14 protein-coding genes and 2 pseudogenes are annotated in these 17,102 nt (G+C 71.1%); all 16 read right to left on the bottom strand.

Annotated elements, in window-relative coordinates; genetic code table 11:
- Positions 1-9: 9 nt before the first annotated feature.
- On the bottom strand, positions 10-1,167 hold the full coding sequence (ispG, locus tag BLW82_RS05800) for a flavodoxin-dependent (E)-4-hydroxy-3-methylbut-2-enyl-diphosphate synthase (protein ID WP_093497783.1): 1,158 nt from the start codon (positions 1,165-1,167) through the stop codon (positions 10-12).
- Between the two features lie 4 nt (positions 1,168-1,171).
- Entirely contained in the window at positions 1,172-2,194 is a 1,023-nt protein-coding gene (gene hpnH, locus BLW82_RS05805) for an adenosyl-hopene transferase HpnH (protein WP_089107242.1), read from the bottom strand.
- 5 nt (positions 2,195-2,199) lie between these two features.
- Complete coding sequence (locus BLW82_RS05810) at positions 2,200-2,841, bottom strand: phosphorylase family protein (protein ID WP_093497784.1); 642 nt, start codon at positions 2,839-2,841, stop codon at positions 2,200-2,202.
- Positions 2,841-4,832: a squalene--hopene cyclase gene (gene shc, locus BLW82_RS05815; RefSeq protein ID WP_093497785.1), complete on the bottom strand. Its 1,992-nt coding sequence runs from the start codon at positions 4,830-4,832 to the stop codon at positions 2,841-2,843. Before shc ends, BLW82_RS05810 begins: the two co-directional genes overlap by 1 nt.
- A 117-nt stretch (positions 4,833-4,949) precedes the next feature.
- Positions 4,950-6,023: a polyprenyl synthetase family protein gene (locus BLW82_RS05820; RefSeq protein WP_177232850.1), complete on the bottom strand. Its 1,074-nt coding sequence runs from the start codon at positions 6,021-6,023 to the stop codon at positions 4,950-4,952.
- Between the two features lie 59 nt (positions 6,024-6,082).
- Positions 6,083-7,573, bottom strand: a pseudogene (gene hpnE / locus BLW82_RS05825) (hydroxysqualene dehydroxylase HpnE); the annotation flags it as partial.
- Positions 7,564-7,641 (bottom strand): annotated as a pseudogene (locus BLW82_RS46215) (DUF6380 family protein); the annotation flags it as partial. The pseudogenes hpnE and BLW82_RS46215, both read right to left, overlap by 10 nt.
- The gene (gene hpnD, locus BLW82_RS05830; protein WP_177232851.1) at positions 7,641-8,594 is read right to left on the bottom strand and encodes a presqualene diphosphate synthase HpnD; all 954 of its coding nucleotides are present in this window, start codon (positions 8,592-8,594) and stop codon (positions 7,641-7,643) included. The pseudogene BLW82_RS46215 and the gene hpnD, both read right to left, overlap by 1 nt.
- Positions 8,591-9,493: a squalene synthase HpnC gene (hpnC, locus tag BLW82_RS05835; protein ID WP_093497788.1), complete on the bottom strand. Its 903-nt coding sequence runs from the start codon at positions 9,491-9,493 to the stop codon at positions 8,591-8,593. Before hpnC ends, hpnD begins: the two co-directional genes overlap by 4 nt.
- 358 nt (positions 9,494-9,851) lie before the next feature.
- The gene (locus tag BLW82_RS05840) at positions 9,852-10,631 is read right to left on the bottom strand and encodes an ABC transporter ATP-binding protein (RefSeq protein WP_093497789.1); all 780 of its coding nucleotides are present in this window, start codon (positions 10,629-10,631) and stop codon (positions 9,852-9,854) included.
- Entirely contained in the window at positions 10,624-11,553 is a 930-nt protein-coding gene (locus tag BLW82_RS05845; protein ID WP_093497790.1) for an ABC transporter permease, read from the bottom strand. The genes BLW82_RS05840 and BLW82_RS05845 overlap by 8 nt, the downstream gene beginning before the upstream one ends.
- Positions 11,554-11,774: 221 nt before the next feature.
- Positions 11,775-12,647, bottom strand: coding sequence for a glycosyltransferase family 2 protein (locus tag BLW82_RS05850; RefSeq protein ID WP_093507880.1), 873 nt, complete (start codon positions 12,645-12,647; stop codon positions 11,775-11,777).
- 8 nt (positions 12,648-12,655) lie between these two features.
- Positions 12,656-13,399: a CDP-alcohol phosphatidyltransferase family protein gene (locus BLW82_RS05855; protein WP_046728530.1), complete on the bottom strand. Its 744-nt coding sequence runs from the start codon at positions 13,397-13,399 to the stop codon at positions 12,656-12,658.
- A 13-nt stretch (positions 13,400-13,412) separates the two neighbouring features.
- On the bottom strand, positions 13,413-14,474 hold the full coding sequence (locus BLW82_RS05860; RefSeq protein WP_093497791.1) for an iron-containing alcohol dehydrogenase family protein: 1,062 nt from the start codon (positions 14,472-14,474) through the stop codon (positions 13,413-13,415).
- Positions 14,462-15,214: a phosphocholine cytidylyltransferase family protein gene (locus BLW82_RS05865; RefSeq protein ID WP_093497792.1), complete on the bottom strand. Its 753-nt coding sequence runs from the start codon at positions 15,212-15,214 to the stop codon at positions 14,462-14,464. The genes BLW82_RS05860 and BLW82_RS05865 overlap by 13 nt, the downstream gene beginning before the upstream one ends.
- Entirely contained in the window at positions 15,211-16,977 is a 1,767-nt protein-coding gene (locus BLW82_RS05870; RefSeq protein ID WP_093497793.1) for a DUF5941 domain-containing protein, read from the bottom strand. The genes BLW82_RS05865 and BLW82_RS05870 overlap by 4 nt, the downstream gene beginning before the upstream one ends.
- Positions 16,978-17,102: the final 125 nt, after the last annotated feature.

Here is a 17,102-nt window from a genome sequence, read left to right on the forward strand (position 1 = left end):
CCGTGCTGTTCAGCTCACCGTGACGGCGGGTGCTCCGGACCCGGCGCCGTCCTGCTCCATCTGCTCGGCGATCTTCATCGCTTCCTCGATGAGGGTCTCCACGATCTTCGACTCGGGCACGGTCTTGACGACCTCGCCCTTGACGAAGATCTGCCCCTTGCCGTTGCCGGAGGCGACCCCCAGGTCGGCCTCCCGTGCCTCGCCGGGGCCGTTGACCACGCATCCCATGACGGCGACGCGCAGCGGCACCTCCATACCCTCGAGGCCCGCCGTCACCTCGTCCGCCAGCTTGTAGACGTCGACCTGGGCGCGCCCGCAGGACGGGCAGGAGACGATCTCAAGACGCCGCTGCCTGAGGTTCAGCGACTCCAGGATCTGGATGCCGACCTTGACCTCCTCGGCGGGCGGGGCGGACAGCGAGACGCGGATCGTGTCACCGATGCCCTGGGACAGCAATGCCCCGAAGGCGACCGCCGACTTGATCGTGCCCTGGAACGCCGGGCCCGCCTCGGTGACCCCGAGGTGCAGCGGGTAGTCGCACTGGGCGGCGAGCTGCCGGTACGCCTCGATCATCACGACCGGGTCGTTGTGCTTGACCGAGATCTTGATGTCCCGGAAGTCGTGCTCCTCGAAGAGCGAGGCCTCCCACAGAGCGCTCTCCACGAGTGCCTCCGGGGTCGCCCTGCCGTACTTCTCCAGGAGCCGGCGGTCGAGCGATCCCGCGTTGACCCCGATGCGGATCGGGGTCCCGTGGTCCTTGGCGGCCCGTGCGATCTCCCGCACCTGGTCGTCGAACTTCTTGATGTTGCCGGGGTTCACGCGGACCGCCGCGCACCCGGCCTCGATGGCCGCGAACACGTACTTCGGCTGGAAGTGGATGTCCGCGATCACCGGGATCTGCGACTTCTTGGCGATCGTCGCCAGGGCGTCCGCGTCGTCCTGCGTGGGACAGGCGACGCGGACGATCTGGCAGCCGGACGCGGTGAGTTCGGCGATCTGCTGGAGGGTGGCGCCGATGTCGGAGGTGCGGGTCGTGGTCATCGACTGCACCGACACCGGGGCGCCGCCGCCGACCGCCACGGGCCCGACATGGATCTGCCGGGACACGCGCCGCTCGGCGACCGGCCGGGCCGGGACCTCCGGGAGGCCCAGGGAAACCGCGGTCATGCCGTTACTCCCGGTTCCCGGAGACCGTCTCGCGCATCGCGCGCAGCGACTCCTTGAGCGACCCCATGGTGGCGAGGACGGCGGTGGGCTCGTAGCCGCAGTGCGCCATGCAGTTGGCGCAGCGCGGGTCCTTGCCGCGGCCGTACTTGTCCCAGTCGGTCTCCTCGATGAGTTCGCGGTACGTGGGCACGTACCCGTCGCTCATCAGGTAGCAGGGGCGCTGCCAGCCGAAGAGCGAGTAGTTCGGGATCGCCCAGGCCGTGCACGGGAAGTCGACCTTGCCCTCCAGGAAGTCCAGGAAGAGCGGGGAGTGGTTGAGCCGCCACTTCTTGCGGTTGCCGCCCGCGAAGGCCTTCTTGAAGAGCTCGCGGGTCTGCTCGACGCCGAGGAAGTGCTCCTGGTCGGGGGCCTTCTCGTAGGCGTAGGCGGGCGAGATCATCATCTCGTCGACCTTGAGGTCGTCGTTGAGGAAGTTGAGCACCTCGATGATGGTCTGCGGGGTGTCCGTGTTGAAGAAGGTCGAGTTGGTGGTCACCCGGAAGCCGCGCCGCTTGGCCTCCTTGATCGCCTCCACCGCCTCGTCGAACACGCCCTCCTTCGCAACGGACTCGTCGTGCCGCTCGCGCAGCCCGTCGATGTGCACCGCGAAGGCGAAGTACGGCGAGGGGGTGAACTTGTCCATCTTCTTGCGCAGCAGCATCGCGTTGGTGCACAGGAAGACGTACTTCCGCTTCGCCACCAGCTGCCGCACGATCTCGTCGATCTGAGGATGCATCAGGGGCTCGCCGCCCGCGATGGACACCATCGGAGCACCGGACTCCAGCACCGCTCCGACCGCCTGCGCGACCGGCATGCGCTGCTTCAACACCCCCGCCGGATGCTGGATCTTGCCGCAGCCCTCACATTTCAGGTTGCACGCGAAGAGGGGTTCCAGCTCCACGATCAACGGGAACTTGTCCCGCTTGCGGAGCTTCTGTTCGGCCAAGTAAGTAGCGACCTTGATCGACTGACGCAGCGGCATGGCCATCTGGCTCACCTCCGGGGGAGCAGCAAAGAACGGTGCCATTCAAAGAAAGCTGGAAGAACGGATCGAAGAACACGGAAAGCGGATATTCCACCGCGCACCGTGCCGATCCGGACGAGTTCATGTTCAGGAGCGTCCACGACCACCCTGACGGCCGCAACGGGGCGCTCGCCCGCCTGCACGGCGCTCAGGAGCGTGGCCGCCGATTCCATGTCGACCGCGATTGCGCCGGTCGCGAGCAGATCCGACCGCTCGTGACCGCGGACGACATGATCGGAGCCGGTGACCGGTCCGGTGTGGACGGTGCGGCCGGGCAGGGTCCGTACGAGTTCCTTCACCAGGAGTTCGGTGCCCACGCACGGGACGCTGCCGCGGGGGTCCCGGGTCTCCTCGGCGACGACGAGGTCGCCGGGGTGCATGCCGGGGGCGAGCCCCGCGCAGAAGCCCGTCGCCAGGACGGCGGCACCGGCGAGCGCGGGGTCGGCCAGGACCCGGGTGACGGACCGTTCCGCCGCCCTGGGGCCCATGCCGGTGCGCAGCACGGTGACGGGTCCGCCCGAGCCGCCCCTTTCGCCGGCGCGCAGGGCGAGGTGCTCGATGCCGAGTGCGCAGGCGATCAGCAGCGGGGCCGGCGCGGGCGTGGCGCTCATCAGTCCCCCTCTGCCTCGGGGGTGGGCTCACCGTGGACGTAGCGGCCGAGCGCGGTGAGCGGGAAGACCTGCCGGTAGAGGTGGTAGTTGATGGAGAAGTCCCAGGGGAAGCCGGTGCCGGTGAAGTACGGCTCGTCCCAGGAGCCGTCCTCGTGCTGGGTCTCGGCGAGCCACCGGACGCCCCGCTCGACGGCCTTGGAGTCCTTCTCCCCCGCCGCGAGCAGCGCCATCAGCGCCCAGGCGGTCTGGGAGGCGGTCGAGGCGCCGCGCCCGCTCCAGTCGTCGGCGTACTTGTAGGAGCGCAGGTCCTCGCCCCATCCTCCGTCCTCGTTCTGGACCTGCTCCAGCCAGGTCACCGCGCGCCGGATCGCCGGGTGCGAGACGGGCAGTCCGGCGGCGGTGAGCGCGGGTACCACGGACCCGGTGCCGTAGACGTAGTTGACGCCCCAGCGCCCGAACCAGGCGCCGTTCGGCTCCTGTTCGGCGAGCAGCCACTCGATGCCGCGCCGGGTGCGCGGGTCGTGGGACATGCCCTCGAAGGCGAGCATCTCCACGACGTGCGCGGTGACGTCGGCCGACGGCGGGTCGATGACCTCACCGAAGTCGCAGAACGGCAGCCGGTTGGGGAACGGGCTGGTGTTGTCGACGTCGAACGCGCCCCAGGCGCCGTTCTTCGACTGCATGCCGAGGTTCCAGCGCACCCCGCGCCCGATGGCCTTCTCCATCCGCTCCGGGTCGTGGTGCCTGACCCGGCGCAGCGCGAGGACGACCTCGGCGGTGTCGTCGATGTCGGGGTAGTTGTCGTTGTGGAACTCGAACGCCCAGCCACCGGGCGGGAGCTGGGGCCGTTTGACCGCCCAGTCGCCGGGGCGGACGATCTGCTCGCCGAGCATCCAGTCGGCGGCCTTGACGAGCTGCGGGTGGTCGGCGGGGAGTCCGGCGTCGGCCAGGGCGATGGTCGCCAGACAGGTGTCCCACACCGGGGACTGACAGGCCTCGATCATCCGGGCGCCGTCCTCGCGCCACACGGCGTAACGATCCAGCGACTCGAGACCCGCGCGCATCACGGGGTGTTCGAGGTCGTAGCCGAGCAGGTACAGGGCGATCACCGAGTAGACGGCCGGGGGCTGGATGCCGCCCCAGGCGCCGTCGTTCTCCTGGCGCTCGACGATCCAGCGGGCGGCGGACTTCAGAGCGGAGCCGCGCAGCCGGCCCAGCGCGACCCTGCGGTAGCCGCGGACAACCTTGTCGAGCCGCTGGAACACGCCCTCCCAGCTGGCCACCGGGGCGAGCGGCTGGGGCGGGTTCGGGTTGGCCGGGTCGGTGTGGAGCTCGTCCAGCGGGAAGGGGGCCGGGCGCACCGGGCGCTTGGCCGAGACCACGGTGAGCGGCACGATGGTCTGGCGGGCCCACTGGCCGAAGTTGTAGATGCTGAGCGGGAACCACTTGGGGAAGTACAGGAGTTCCGGCGGGAGTTCCGGCAGGTCCTCCCATTTCCACCAGCCGAACAGGGCCAGCCAGATCCGGGTGAAGACCCGGGCGGCGGCGATCCCGCCACGCTCGCGGACCCAGGCCGACGCCTTCGCCATGTGGGGGGCGTCCGGCGCGTCGCCGGCCAGCCGCAAGGCGACGTACGCCTCAATGGTGGTGGAGAGTTCGCCGGGGCCGCCGTAGAAGGTGGCCCAGGTGCCGTCCTCACGCTGCTCGCCGCGGATGAAGAGCGCGGCGGCTGAGGTCGTGGCCTCGTCGCGGATGCCGAGGAACTGACGGAGCAGCAGGTCCTCGGCGTCCATGGTGACGTTGGTCTCCAGGTCACCTTTCCACCAGCCCTGCGCGTCCTGCTGGGCGAGCAGATGGTCGGTGGCACGCCGTACGGCGCGTTCGGCGGCTTCTTGTACCCCGGCCGCCACGGGGGTGGTGAGTTCGGTGCTGGCCGAGTCGGCCCGGGGCGGCAGGGTGGCCCCGGTGCTTCCGTCGGTCGTCGCTGTCATGGCTTCCCCTTCGTGCAGTCGTGCGAAATCGTTCTGCTGTGGGTCCGCCGTCGGCCGGTGCTGGCTGCGCGTTCGCACCGGCCGGCGACTACGCGAGGACTATTCGACCGATAATGATCATCTCTTTCGTACGACGACGAAGTCCGCGAGCGCCGTGAACTGCGCCCGGACCAGGTCGGGCATGTCGACGGCGTGGAGGGCTTCGATGGCGATGGTGTGCTGGCGACGCGCCTCCTCGGCGGTCCACTCCCGGCCGCCGGCCTCCTCGATGAGAGCGGCACGGGCGGCGAACTCCTCCTCCGAGAAGTTCTCGAAGTCGCTGCTCTTGGCGTCGGCGGCGAGGATCTCGCCGAGCCGCTCGGAGGCGGGGCCGCCCGCGGCGAGCGCGGCGACGACCGGCAGGGACTTCTTGCGCTGGCGCAGGTCGCTCCAGGTCTGCTTGCCGGTGGCCTCCGGGTCGCCCCAGATGCCGAGCAGGTCGTCGACGGCCTGGAAGGCGAGGCCGAGGTGGTAGCCGTACTTCTCCAGGGTGTCGGCGGTGCGGTCGTCGGCGCCGCCGAGCACCGCGCCGATCGAGCTGGAGGCGGCGAGCAGGGCGCCGGTCTTGTTGCCCTCCATCTCCAGGCACTCCTCGACGCTGACCCGGTCGCGGTGCTCGTAGGAGATGTCCTGGGCCTGGCCGTCGATCAGGGCGCGGGTGGCGGTGGTGATCCGGCGGGTGGCGCGGCCTGCCTCGACGGTGCCGAGTTCCAGCAGGATCTCGTTGGCGAGGGCGAACAGGGCGTCGCCGACCAGGATGGCCTGGGCGGGGCCGTGCACCTTCCAGACGGTGTCGCGGTGCCGGCGCTGTTCGTCGCCGTCCATCAGGTCGTCGTGCAGCAGGGAGAAGTTGTGGACGAGCTCGACGGCGACCGCGCCGGGGATGCCGACCTCGGGGGCGGCGCCGGTGACCTCGGCGGAGAGCACGGCGAGCGCGGGGCGTACGGCCTTGCCGCCGTCGCCGTCGGCGGGGTTGCCCTCGGCGTCGATCCAGCCGAAGTGGTAGGCGGCCACGGTGTCCATGGGAGAGGCCAGGCGGTCGACGGCCGCCCGCAGTACCGGTGTGGCAAGGGTCCGGCCGCGCTCCAGGAGCGCGGTCACGTCCACTGCGGTCTCGCGAGCGCCCTTCGAGGCCGGGGGCACAGTGGGCACAGTTTCTCCTCTTGTTGCGGTACCGGGGGTGCGGAGGCCTGCCGCCTGCTGGTCGAGCGTCACGCCGCCTCCTCGAACTCGAAGAGGCGACGGGGGCGGGGCCGGCCCAGGGTGCTGAGCGCGGCATCGGCCGCACTGACACCGCTGCGGACCGCACTCTCCATGGTCGCGGGCCACCCGGTGGCGGTCCACGCTCCGGCCAGGTAGAGGCCGGGTGCCTTGGTGCGGGCGCCGGGCCGCAGCCGCCCGACGCCGGGGGTGGGGGCGAACGTCGCCGTGCGCTCCCGGGTCACGAAGAAGTCCTGCACCCCGGCGCCGCGCGCCGCGGGCAACAGCCGTTCCAGCTCGGGCAGATAGCGCTCGCGCAGGTCGGCCACGGGGGTGTCGATCTCGTCCTGGGCGGCCGACTGGGACAGCGCGAGGTACTGGCCCGCGCGCAGCCCGGAGGCGTGGGTGCGGTCGAACACCCACTGGACCGGGGTGCCGAGGGCCGCGAAGAACGGCTTGGTGAGCACCGTGCGGTCGTAGACCACGTGGACGTTGAGGATCGGCGCGGTGCCGATCTCCAGCAGGTTCTCCGGGGCGTCGAGGGCACCGGCCGGGAGCAGGTCGTAGGCCTCGCGCTGGGCGACGGCGAGCACGACGGCGTCGGCGGTGAGCGTCTCGCCGGGAACCTGAACGCTCCAGGTTCCGTTCTCGTTAGTGGAGACGGAGGTGACGCGTGTACGGACTTCGGTACGCACGCCCGCGGAGTCGAGCGCCTTGCGGGCCTGCCGGTCGTGCAGTTCGCCCAGCGGCACATGGGCCCAGCCGATGTCGGCCGCGCCCGGGTCGGACAGCAGACCGGTCTTGAACACCATCGCGGCGAGCCCCAGCGAGGCGTCGCCCGCGACCGCGTTGAGGGTGGCGACCCCGACCAGGTCCCACAGGGCCTCGACGGCACGCGCCGACTGGCCGTGGGCGGCCAGCCAGCTGCCGAAGTCCTGTGTGTCCAGGCTCGGATCGGCGAGGTCGAGCCCCTTGAGCGCGAGCGCGGCACGCCCGACCCTGGCCCGTTCGGCGAGCGAGAGGTGCGGATAGGCGGCCAGGCTGCGTCCCAGGTGCAGGGGGACGGGCAGCGGGTCGCGCCGGAGCCTGCCCAGGCGCCGCCCCTCCGGCTTGGCGAGGTCGAGGACGGGTACGTCGAGGCGGTCCTGCAGCGGTGCCAGCGCCGTGCCCTCGATGCGGTCGAGGAACCAGCGGTAGGCGGTGCAGCAGCGCAGGTACACGTGCTGGCCGTTGTCCACGGTCAGGTCGCCGCGCTGGAAGGAGAAGGCGAGCCCGCCGAGCCTCGGCCTGCCTTCGAGCAGGGTGACGCGCACCCCCGCGTCGGCGAGCGCGAGCGCGGCGGTGATGCCCGCGAGGCCGCCGCCGATCACGACCGCGGAGCGCCCGGACGGGATGTCGTCGTGCGTCCGCTCGGATCGCGTGCCGTCGGTCATCGTGCGTCCTCCCCTGCCCGCCCGCCGTGCCGGTGGAACGGGGCAGGTCGGGCCGTCGCAGTCAGGGACGCCACGCCGTGCCGGAGGGTTGCCTGCCGTTTTTCTCCGGTGGAGTCGCCTTGGCCCACTGTGTCCATCAGGCGCGCCTCCTGACGGTCAGGCGGGAGGTGTGGCGCCGGGTGTCGAGCCCGGACAGGCCGCGCACGGCGACGTACGCCTTCTCGCGTCCGGGCAGCGAGACCCGGCCGCGCAGCACCGCCTCCGGTTCGCGCTCGATGCGGTCGAGCAGGCGGCGGTAGATGCCGGCCATGGCGGCGACACAGGCGCCGCTGCGCCGGTCGAGCATGGGCAGCAGCCGGTAGCCCTCGGTGAAGAGGGCACGGGCGCGCCGCACTTCGAAGTGCACCAGACCGGCGAAGTCGGAGCCCTCCGGCGGGGTGGGTCCGTGGAACCCCGCCGAGCAGCCGAACTTGGCGAGGTCGTCGGAGGGCAGGTAGGTACGGCCGTTGCCGGCGTCCTCGCGGACGTCTCTGAGGACGTTGGTGAGCTGAAGCGCGAGCCCGAGCGTGTCGGCATACTCCGGCGCGCGCTCGGCGCCACGCGCCCCCGGTTCCGTACCGAACACGCCGAGCGAGAGCCGGCCGATGGCACCGGCCACACACCGGCAGTAGACCTTGAGGTCGTCCCAGGTCTCGTAGGTCTCGCCGCGCACGTCCATCAGGACGCCGTCGATCAGCTCGTCCAGGCCGCCCAGCGGGATCGGGAAGGCCTGGGCGGCGTGGGCGAGGGCGACCGCGACCGGGTCGGTGTCGTCCTCGGCGACCGCGCCGTCCTGGACCCGGGCCAGCAGTGCCCGGGTGTCCTCCAGACGGGCCGCCTTCACGTCGCTCGCCAGCTCGCCGTCGCCGATGTCGTCGACACGCCGGGAGAAGGCGTAGAGCGCCGACATGGCGCGCCGCTTGGGCGCCGGGAGCAGCCGGATGCCGTAGGCGAAGTTCCGTGCCTGCTGTCCGGTGACCGTCTCGCAGTAGCTGTAGGCGGCGAGTACCGGTGCGGACACGTGTGTGGGAGAGTCCACGGTCCGGATCACCCCTCTCCTCGCAGAGTCACGCCCACCTCACGCAGCAACCGGCCCTTGCCGGGCTTGGGCGGGCCGGGAAGTACGTCGTACTCGGCGGCGGCGATCGCGTGGACCGCCGCCCTTCCCCCCGCCACGAACCCCGCAAGCAGCAGCTTCAACCTGCCGTGGACGCTACCCACAAGGGGGGCGCCTTCATTCAGGAGATCGCGGGCGCGTTGTGCTTCGTATGCAACCAGTGCACGCACCGATGCGCCTGTGATTTTCCTGGCGAGATCCGCCTCCTGGACGTGAAAGCGCTTCATGTCCTCGGCGGGCAGATAGATCCGGTCGCGGCCGAGGTCCTCGGCCACGTCCTGGAGGTGTTCGACGATCTGGAGTGCGGTGCAGATCGAGTCGGAGAGCCGGACGCGCTCGGGGGTCGAGGTACCGGTGACGGCGAGGACCAGGCGGCCGACGGGGTTGGCGGACAGCTCGCAGTAGGCGAGGAGGTCGTCGTAGGTCTCGTAGCGCTTGACGAGCTGGTCCTGGCGGTTGGCGGCGACCAGTCCGAGGAAGGGCTCCGGGGTCAGCGCGCGGCGCCGGACCGTGGGCTGCAGGCGGCGCAGCAGGGGGTGGCGCGGGACGGCGTCGAAGACGCGGCGCAGGTCGGCCTCGAAGGCGTCGAGCAGGACCAGGCGGTCCTCGGCCTGCTCCGGGGAGACCCCGAGGAGGCGGGCGTCGGCACCGCCGGGGGCGAGGTCGCCGTCGCCGATGTCGTCGACGAGACGGGCGAAGCCGTACACCGCCATCAGGTCGTCGCGCCAGGCTTTCGGCAGGAAGAAGGGGGCCACGGGGAAGTTCTCGTCCGCGGCCTTGTCCAGGGTGCCGCGCTCCGGGTCTCCGGTGCGCACCGGGCCGGCTGCCGTCACCGTTCGCTGCCCGGGGCGGGGACGGCGCGGCCTGCGTTGAGCTGGGGAGTTTCCGTAGCCATTGCCGTCACATCTCCCGTTCTACACTGCCGACCCAATACACACTATTTCGGACACGCCGCCCAGCGGCCCGCGGGGCGGCCCGGCGGAGGGTGTCGCGCATTATCGCCCCTCTTGCCGCTTTCCGGGACCGGTACAGCTTACGTTGTACAACGCATCGAGGTTCGTCGGGGTGTCCCGCAGATCACAACAACACACCGATTGGCGTCAAGATTCCTAAGGCGAGCCCGAGTTGACGTTTCCTTTGCAGACGCGGGCCCCGCCGGAGAGGTTCCGGCGGGGCCTGGTCCGGACGGGGCTACTTGCCCGTGAACTTCTCGTACTCCTTGAGCACCTCTTCGGTCGGGCCGTCCATGCGCAGCTCACCGCGCTCCAGCCACAGGACGCGGTCGCAGGTGTCGCGGATCGACTTGTTGTTGTGACTGACCAGAAACACCGTGCCGGCGTGCTCGCGCAGTTCCCGGATCCGGTCCTCGGAACGCTTGCGGAAGGCCGCGTCACCGGTGGCCAGCGCCTCGTCGATCATGAGGACGTCGTGGTCCTTGGCGGCCGCGATGGAGAAGCGGAGGCGGGCCGCCATGCCGGACGAGTAGGTGCGCATCGGCAGGGTGATGAAGTCGCCCTTGTCGTTGATGCCGGAGAACTCGACGATCTCCTGGTAGCGGGCCCGGATGTCCTCGCGGGACATGCCCATGGCCAGACCGCCCAGGATGACGTTGCGCTCGCCCGTGAGGTCGTTCATCAGGGCCGCGTTGACGCCGAGCAGCGAGGGCTGGCCGTTGGTGTAGACCCTGCCCTTCTCGGCGGGCAGCAGGCCGGCTATGGCGCGCAGCAGGGTGGACTTGCCGGAGCCGTTGGAGCCGATCAGGCCGATGGCCTCGCCGCGGTAGGCGACGAAGGAGACACCGCGGACCGCGTGCACCTTGCGGACGCCCCGGTCGTCGCCGCGCCGGAAGATGCGGCTGAGGGCGGCCGTCGCGCTGCCCTTGCCGGTCTTGGCGCCGTTGACGCGGTAGACGATGTGCACGTCCTCCGCGATGACGGTGGGGATCCGCTCCCCTGTGCTCTGCTCAGCCACGGCCGTACCGCTCCTCAGCCTTCCAGAAGTACACGAAACCGCCGGCGAACACGACCACGGCCCAGGACAGCGCGACGACCCAGACGTGCGGCGGCAGGTTCGAGGCGCCGTAGCCGTCGATGAGGGCGAAGCGCATCAGGTCCATGAAGACGGTGGCGGGGTTGACCTGGAGCAGCGTGCGCGCCCACTCCGGCCGGCCCTCCATCATCTTGGTGATCGAGAACATCACGCCGGACATGTACATCCAGGTGCGCAGAATGAACGGCAGCAGCTGGGCGAGGTCCGGCGTCTTGGCGCCCATCCGGGCCACGATCAGGGCCAGTCCCGTGTTGAAGAGGAACAGCAGGAACAGGGTCGGTACGACCAGCACCCAGGACAGGCCCGGCCGGTTGCCGAACCCGACCACCACGGCGACCATGACGATCATCGAGAACAGCAGCTGCTGGAGCTGCTGGAGCGCGAAGGAGATCGGCAGCGAGGCTCGCGGGAAGTGCAGCGCACGCACCAGACCGAGGTTGCCCGAGATCGCCCGCACGCCCGTCATGATCGAGCTCTGGGTGAACGTGAAGGTGAACACGCCGGTGACCAGGAACGGAATGTAGACGTCCTGCGACATGCCCCGGCTCGCGTGCAGGATCACGCCGAAGATGAAGTAGTACACCGCCGCGTTCAGCAGCGGCGTGGCCACCTGCCAGAGCTGGCCGAGCTTTGCCTGGCTGTACTGGGCCGTGAGCTTCGCCTGCGAGAAGGCCAGGATGAAGTGGCGCCGCCCCCAGAGCCGGCGTACGTACTCGGCCAGCGGAGGGCGTGCGCCGCTCACCGCGAGCCCGTACCTGGCGGCCAGCTGCGTCGCCGTGAGGCCCTCGTCGGGGGACGGCGGCGCGGTCACCGCGATCCCGCCGTCATGCGTTGTCTCACTCAAGGGTGGAAGCCTTCGTCTTCGGATCCGTCTTCGCGTCGGTCGCCGGTTTCGCCTTCGAATCCGGCGACCGATGCTTCTTACGTTCGTCTTACGGGATTGTGCTACTGGGGGCGACACGTCTCCGCCATCAGACACATTCCCGGGGGCGTCCGCGCACCGTGTACGGCCGTTCCCGGGGCGGGTCCGCACGCCGTACGCGCGGACCCGCACCTCCGAGCTTGTCAGATCACCGGGGGACGGCCCAGTCGCGTGAGCTTCCACACAGTCCGCCAGCGCATCGGGCGGCGGGGTCCGCACGGGGTGGTCCAGCCCTCGCGGAAGCCGGCGAACCAGGCGTGCAGGGCCGGGCGGGAGGGGCGGCGCACCAGGGTCAGCAGCATCCACACCCCGAGGTAGACCGGCACCAGGGGGGCGGGCAGGTTGCGGCGGGCCAGCCAGACCCGGTTGCGGGCGACCATCCGGTGGTAGACCGCGTGCCGGGAGGGGGCCGTGGTGGGGTGGTTGAGGACCATGTCGGCGCGGTAGTCGATCATCCAGCCGGCGTCCAGGGCCCGCCAGGCCAGGTCGGTCTCCTCGTGGGCGTAGAAGAACTCGTCCGGCAGGCCGCCGACCTCGGCGAGGACCTGGGTGCGGACGGCGTTGGCGCCGCCGAGGAAGGTGGTGACCCGGGAGGAGCGCATCGGGTCGGAGGCCCGGAGCCTCGGCACGTGCCGGCGCTGGGTCTGCCCGGTGTCCGGGTCGGCGATGCGGAAGCTGATGATGCCGAGCCGCTGGTCGGCGGCGAACGCCTGGCGGCACAGCTCGGCGGTGTCGTGCTCGGCGAGCAGGCCGTCGTCGTCGAGGAAGAGCAGTATGTCGACATCGCGGCCGCTGGGGCCGAAGGCCTCTATGCCGACGTTGCGGCCGCCGGGGATCCCGAGGTTCTCGGGCAGCTCCAGGGTGCGGACGCCGTCCGGGACGTCCGGGACGGGCGAGCCGTTGCCGACGACGACGACCTCGACCCGGTCGCCGTCCTGCTTGGCGACCGAGTCGAGGAGGGCGCGCAGTTCGTCGGGGCGGTTGCCCATGGTGATGACCACCGCGCCGACCTTCAGCCCGGCGCTCACCGCAGCCTGCTCGACGCGAGGACCGAGACCAGGTGCAGCAGGGTCTGCAGCAGCGCGATGCCGGCCAGCACGGCCGTGCCGAGCCGGGTCCAGAAGAGGTCGCCGTGGAAGTGGTCGGCGACGGCGAGCAGCAGGATCAGCAGCGAGGCCTCGATGCCGAGGATCAGCCGGTGGAACCGGAACAGGGCGGCGGCCCGGCGGGCCAGCGCCATCCCGGAGGAGCGCATCTCGGCGGCGGCCTCCTTGACCACCGGCAGGCCGGCCTGGTGGCGGGCCACGCCGACGAGGTCGGTCTCGGCCTTGATCAGGATGGCGCCGAGCGCGGCCAGGGTGCCCAGGAAGGCCCACAGCCAGTCGATACGGCCGCTGCCGAACAGGTCGGCGGCCCGCAGCCCGAGCCCGACCAGGACGGCGGCGTCGGTGAGGTAGGCACCGACCCGGTCCAGGTAGACGCCGCCCAGCGAGTACTGCTGCTTCCAGCGGGCCACCTCGCCGTCGACGCAGTCGAGCAGCAGGTACATCTGGACGCAGACCACGCCGAGCACCGCGCCCCAGACGCCCGGCACCAGCAGGGCCGGGCAGGCGAGGACGCCGAAGACGGTCATCAGATACGTGAGCTGGTTGGGCGTGACCCTGGTGTTCACCAGGTAGCGGTCGACCCGCAGGGACACCTCACGCATGTAGAGGCGCCCCATCCAGTGCTCACCGCTGCGCCGGTCCTTGACCCCAACGGGGTGCACGACCGGACGGAGTTCAGCTACCGATGGCCTTGACATAGTCGACGTAGAAGTCCTTGATCTGGTGGGTCTTGAGGTCGAGGTGTTCGAGGATGGTGTAGCGGCCGGGCCGGGTCTCCGGGGCGAACTCGACGACCCGGACGAACTCGTCCACGGTGAAGCCGATCTCCTCAGGCAGCACCGGCAGTCCGTGCCGGCGCAGCACATCGGCCATGAACGCGGACTCCTCGTGGGCTCCGCGCAGGTACATCGCGAAGGCCGCGCCGAGCCCGCACTGCTCGCCGTGGCTGGCTGCACGCCTCGGGAAGAGCAGGTCGAAGGCGTGGTTGATCTCGTGGCAGGCGCCGGAGGACGGACGGGAGTCGCCCGACACCGACATGGCGATCCCGCTGAGCACCAGCGCCTCGGCGAGGACCTGCAGGAAGTCGTTCTCGCCGATGCCGCCGGGGTGGCGCAGCACCGCCTCGCCGGCCTGGCGGGCCATGGCGGCCGCCAGACCGTCGATCTTCTCGCCGGTGACGCGGTGGGACAGCTCCCAGTCCGCGATCGCCGAGATGTTGGAGACGGCGTCGCCGATCCCGGAGCGCACGAAGCGGGCCGGGGCCTCCCGGACGACGTCGAGGTCGATGACGACCGCGATCGGGTTCGGCACGCCGTACGAACCGCGGCCCGCGTCGTTGTCGAGGGTGGCGACGGGCGAGCACAGGCCGTCGTGCGCGAGGTTCGTCGGCACGGCGACCAGCGGCAGGCCGACCCGCGCCGCCGCGAACTTGGCGCAGTCGATGATCTTGCCGCCGCCGAGGCCGACGACCGCGTCGTAGCGGCCGGCCTTGATCTCCCCGGCCAGCCGGATGGCGTCGTCGAGGGTGCCGCCGCCGACCTCGTACCAGGTGGCGCCCGGCAGGCTCGGCGAGACGCGCTCGCGCAGCTGCGCGCCGGAGCCGCCGCTGACGGCGACGGCGAGCCGGCCGGAGTGCGAGATGCGTTCGTCGGCGAGCACCCCCGCGAGGTCGTCGAGGGCACCCGGGCGGATGTCGACGACGACCGGTGAGGGGATCAGCCGGGTCAGTACTGGCACGCGATCTCCCGTCCCCGGGCGAGGTCGTCGTGGTTGTCGATCTCGACCCAGCGGACGTCGCCGATCGGCGCGACGTCGATGCGGAAGCCGCGGTTGACCAGTTCCTGGTAGCCGTGCTCGTAGAACTGCTGCGGGTCGGTCTCCCAGACCGCCTTCAGCGCCTCGGCCAGCTCGGGCGCGGCGTCGCCCTCGATGAGGGTGACGCCGATGTACTCGCCGGTGGCCTCGGCCGGGTCCATCAGCTTGGTGATCTTCGTCATGCCCTTGTCGGCGTCGACGACGACCTTCATCTCCTCGTCCGCGAGGGACTTCACGGTGTCCAGGGCGAGGATGATCCGCCGGCCGTCGCCGCGGGCGGCGAGCAGCGTCTTCTCGACGGAGACGGGGTGCACGGTGTCGCCGTTGGCGAGGATCACACCGTCCTTGAGGGCGTCACGGCCGCACCACAGGGAGTAGGCGTTGTTCCACTCCTCGGCCTTGTCGTTGTCGATGAGGGTGAGCTTGAGCCCGTACTTGGCCTCCAGGGCCGCCTTGCGTTCGTAGACGGCCTCCTTGCGGTAGCCGACGATGATCGCGACCTCGGTCAGGCCGATCTCGGCGAAGTTGCCGAGGGTCAGGTCGAGCACCGTGATCGAGTCCTCTATCCCGGCGGGCCCCACCGGCACCAGCGCCTTGGGCAGGCTGTCGGTGTAGGGGCGCAGACGCCGTCCGGCGCCGGCCGCCAGCACGAGGCCGATCATGCGGGTTCTCCTTCGTCGTGAACGGCGGGCGCCCCTGCGGACACCCAGAAGCGGATGCTCTCGACGAGCACCAGCCCGGCCACGACCACGGCGAGGACCGTGAGTGCGGCCTTGAACTGCGCGGCGGTGAGCACCGCGGCCAGGACGGTGACGAGCAGCGTCCGCCCCTCCTGCCCCCCGACGGCACGTACCAGCCAGGCCGGCGGCGCCCCGGCGTCGCCGCGGATGCGGTACACCGTGTCGTAGTGATGGTAGGCGACGGCGGCCACCAGACCGAAAGCCGCGGGAAGGGTTCCGTTCACCCCGGATTTGCTCGCGAGGACGAGCACCGTGCCGTACTCGGCGGCCCTGAAGAGGGGCGGGACCAGCCAGTCGAGAGCGCCCTTGAGGGGCCGGGCCAGGGCCTGGCCGGCGGCCAGGGCGTAGACGACGGCGCCCGCGACCGGGGCCCACGTCACGCCGGAGAAGAGGGAGACGGTGAGAATCGCCACGCCGGCCAGGGCCACCAGGAAGGGGGAGCCGAGCGGGGCGTGCAGGGTGCGGGACACGAACCCGGCGAGCGGACCGTTGTCCGCCAGGTCCGAGAGGGCCCGCGCCGCCCGGTCCGTCCGCCTGGCCTTCCGGGTCAGCGACCGCAGCACCCGTCCGGCCGTGGTGTAGGTGGCGGCGAAGGCGCAGCCGATCAGCAGCACGTAGAACGTGATCCGCGGGGTGGTGGCGGCCGTGAGGACGGCTATCAGTGCCCATCGTTCGCCGATGGGCAGGACTATCATCCGGCGCACCCAGACCGTCCAGCCGACGCTGTCGAGCCTCCCGGAGAGGGCGGCGGTGGGGCTGGTGTTGGCGGTGGCGTCGTGGTTGGCCTCGTTGAAGGAGAAGTCGACCACGTGCCGGCAGGTCTGCAGGATCATCGCGCCGAGGGCGAGGGCCCACACGTCGTCGCCACCGCGGGCGGCGCCCAGGGCGAGGCCCGCGTAGTAGGCGTACTCCTTGGCCCGGTCGAAGGTGGCGTCCAGCCAGGCGCCGAGGGTGGAGTACTGCAGGGAGTAGCGGGCGAGCTGGCCGTCGGTGCAGTCCAGGACGAACGAGAAGACCAGCAGGGCGCCCGCGGCGACGAAGCCGGCCCGGGTGCCGGTGGCCGCGCAGCCCGCGGCGATCAGGGCGGTGAGCAGCGAGGCGGTGGTGACCTGGTTGGGGGTCAGTCCGCGCCGGGCGCACCAGCGGGCGATGTACCGCGAGTACGGGCTGACGAAGAAGGTGGTGAAGAAGCCGTCCCGGGACTTCACGGCCGACTTGAGACGTATCGCCTCGTCGTCCACGGCGGCGACGGCCTGCCGGGCCTCGTTGCGGGCCTGCGGGTCGGTGGGGACGGCGGCGACCAGGCTGCCCAGCTCGGGGTGGTGGACGTCGGCGTCCAGGGCGGTGACCAGGCCGTCCACGGCGAGGGCGGTGGCGCCGCCGGCGGCGGCCTCCCGGGCCAGCGCCCGGGCCAGGGCCGGCCGGGCGGCGGGCTGGGCGGTGACGGCGCCGGGGATCGCGGCGAGCGGGAAGCGGGGGTCGGTGAGGCCGAGGCGCAGGGCGTGCACATGACCGACGAAGCGGGCGTCGACGACGGCGACGCGCCGGTCGGCGGGTACGGCCGTCAGCAGGGCTTCGGCCTCGGTGGTGTCCGACGCCGTCCGCACCTCGAAGCCGAGCGCCCGCAGATCGCTCTCCAGTGACGATCCGGGCACCGGCGGACCGGTGACGATGGCGGTCGACAACCGAACTCACTCCCTGGGTGCCGGCGTCCGGGCGCCGGTCTGCTGCGTGGTGGGGCGGGGTGTGCCTGTGGCCCCCGGACGGCATTCGGCAGAGGTTATCGGATGGTGAGGACTGCTTGTTCACC

The organism is Streptomyces sp. Ag109_O5-10, from assembly GCF_900105755.1.
Classification (GTDB): domain Bacteria; phylum Actinomycetota; class Actinomycetes; order Streptomycetales; family Streptomycetaceae; genus Streptomyces.

Bases quoted from the DNA above. Each gene is read 5' to 3' on its own strand.
- ispG (WP_093497783.1), bottom strand. From the start codon at position 1,167: ATGACCGCGGTTTCCCTGGGCCTCCCGGAGGTCCCGGCCCGGCCGGTC.
- hpnH (WP_089107242.1), bottom strand. From the start codon at position 2,194: ATGGCCATGCCGCTGCGTCAGTCGATCAAGGTCGCTACTTACTTGGCC.
- BLW82_RS05810 (WP_093497784.1), bottom strand. From the start codon at position 2,841: ATGAGCGCCACGCCCGCGCCGGCCCCGCTGCTGATCGCCTGCGCACTC.
- shc (WP_093497785.1), bottom strand. From the start codon at position 4,832: ATGACAGCGACGACCGACGGAAGCACCGGGGCCACCCTGCCGCCCCGG.
- BLW82_RS05865 (WP_093497792.1), bottom strand. From the start codon at position 15,214: ATGATCGGCCTCGTGCTGGCGGCCGGCGCCGGACGGCGTCTGCGCCCC.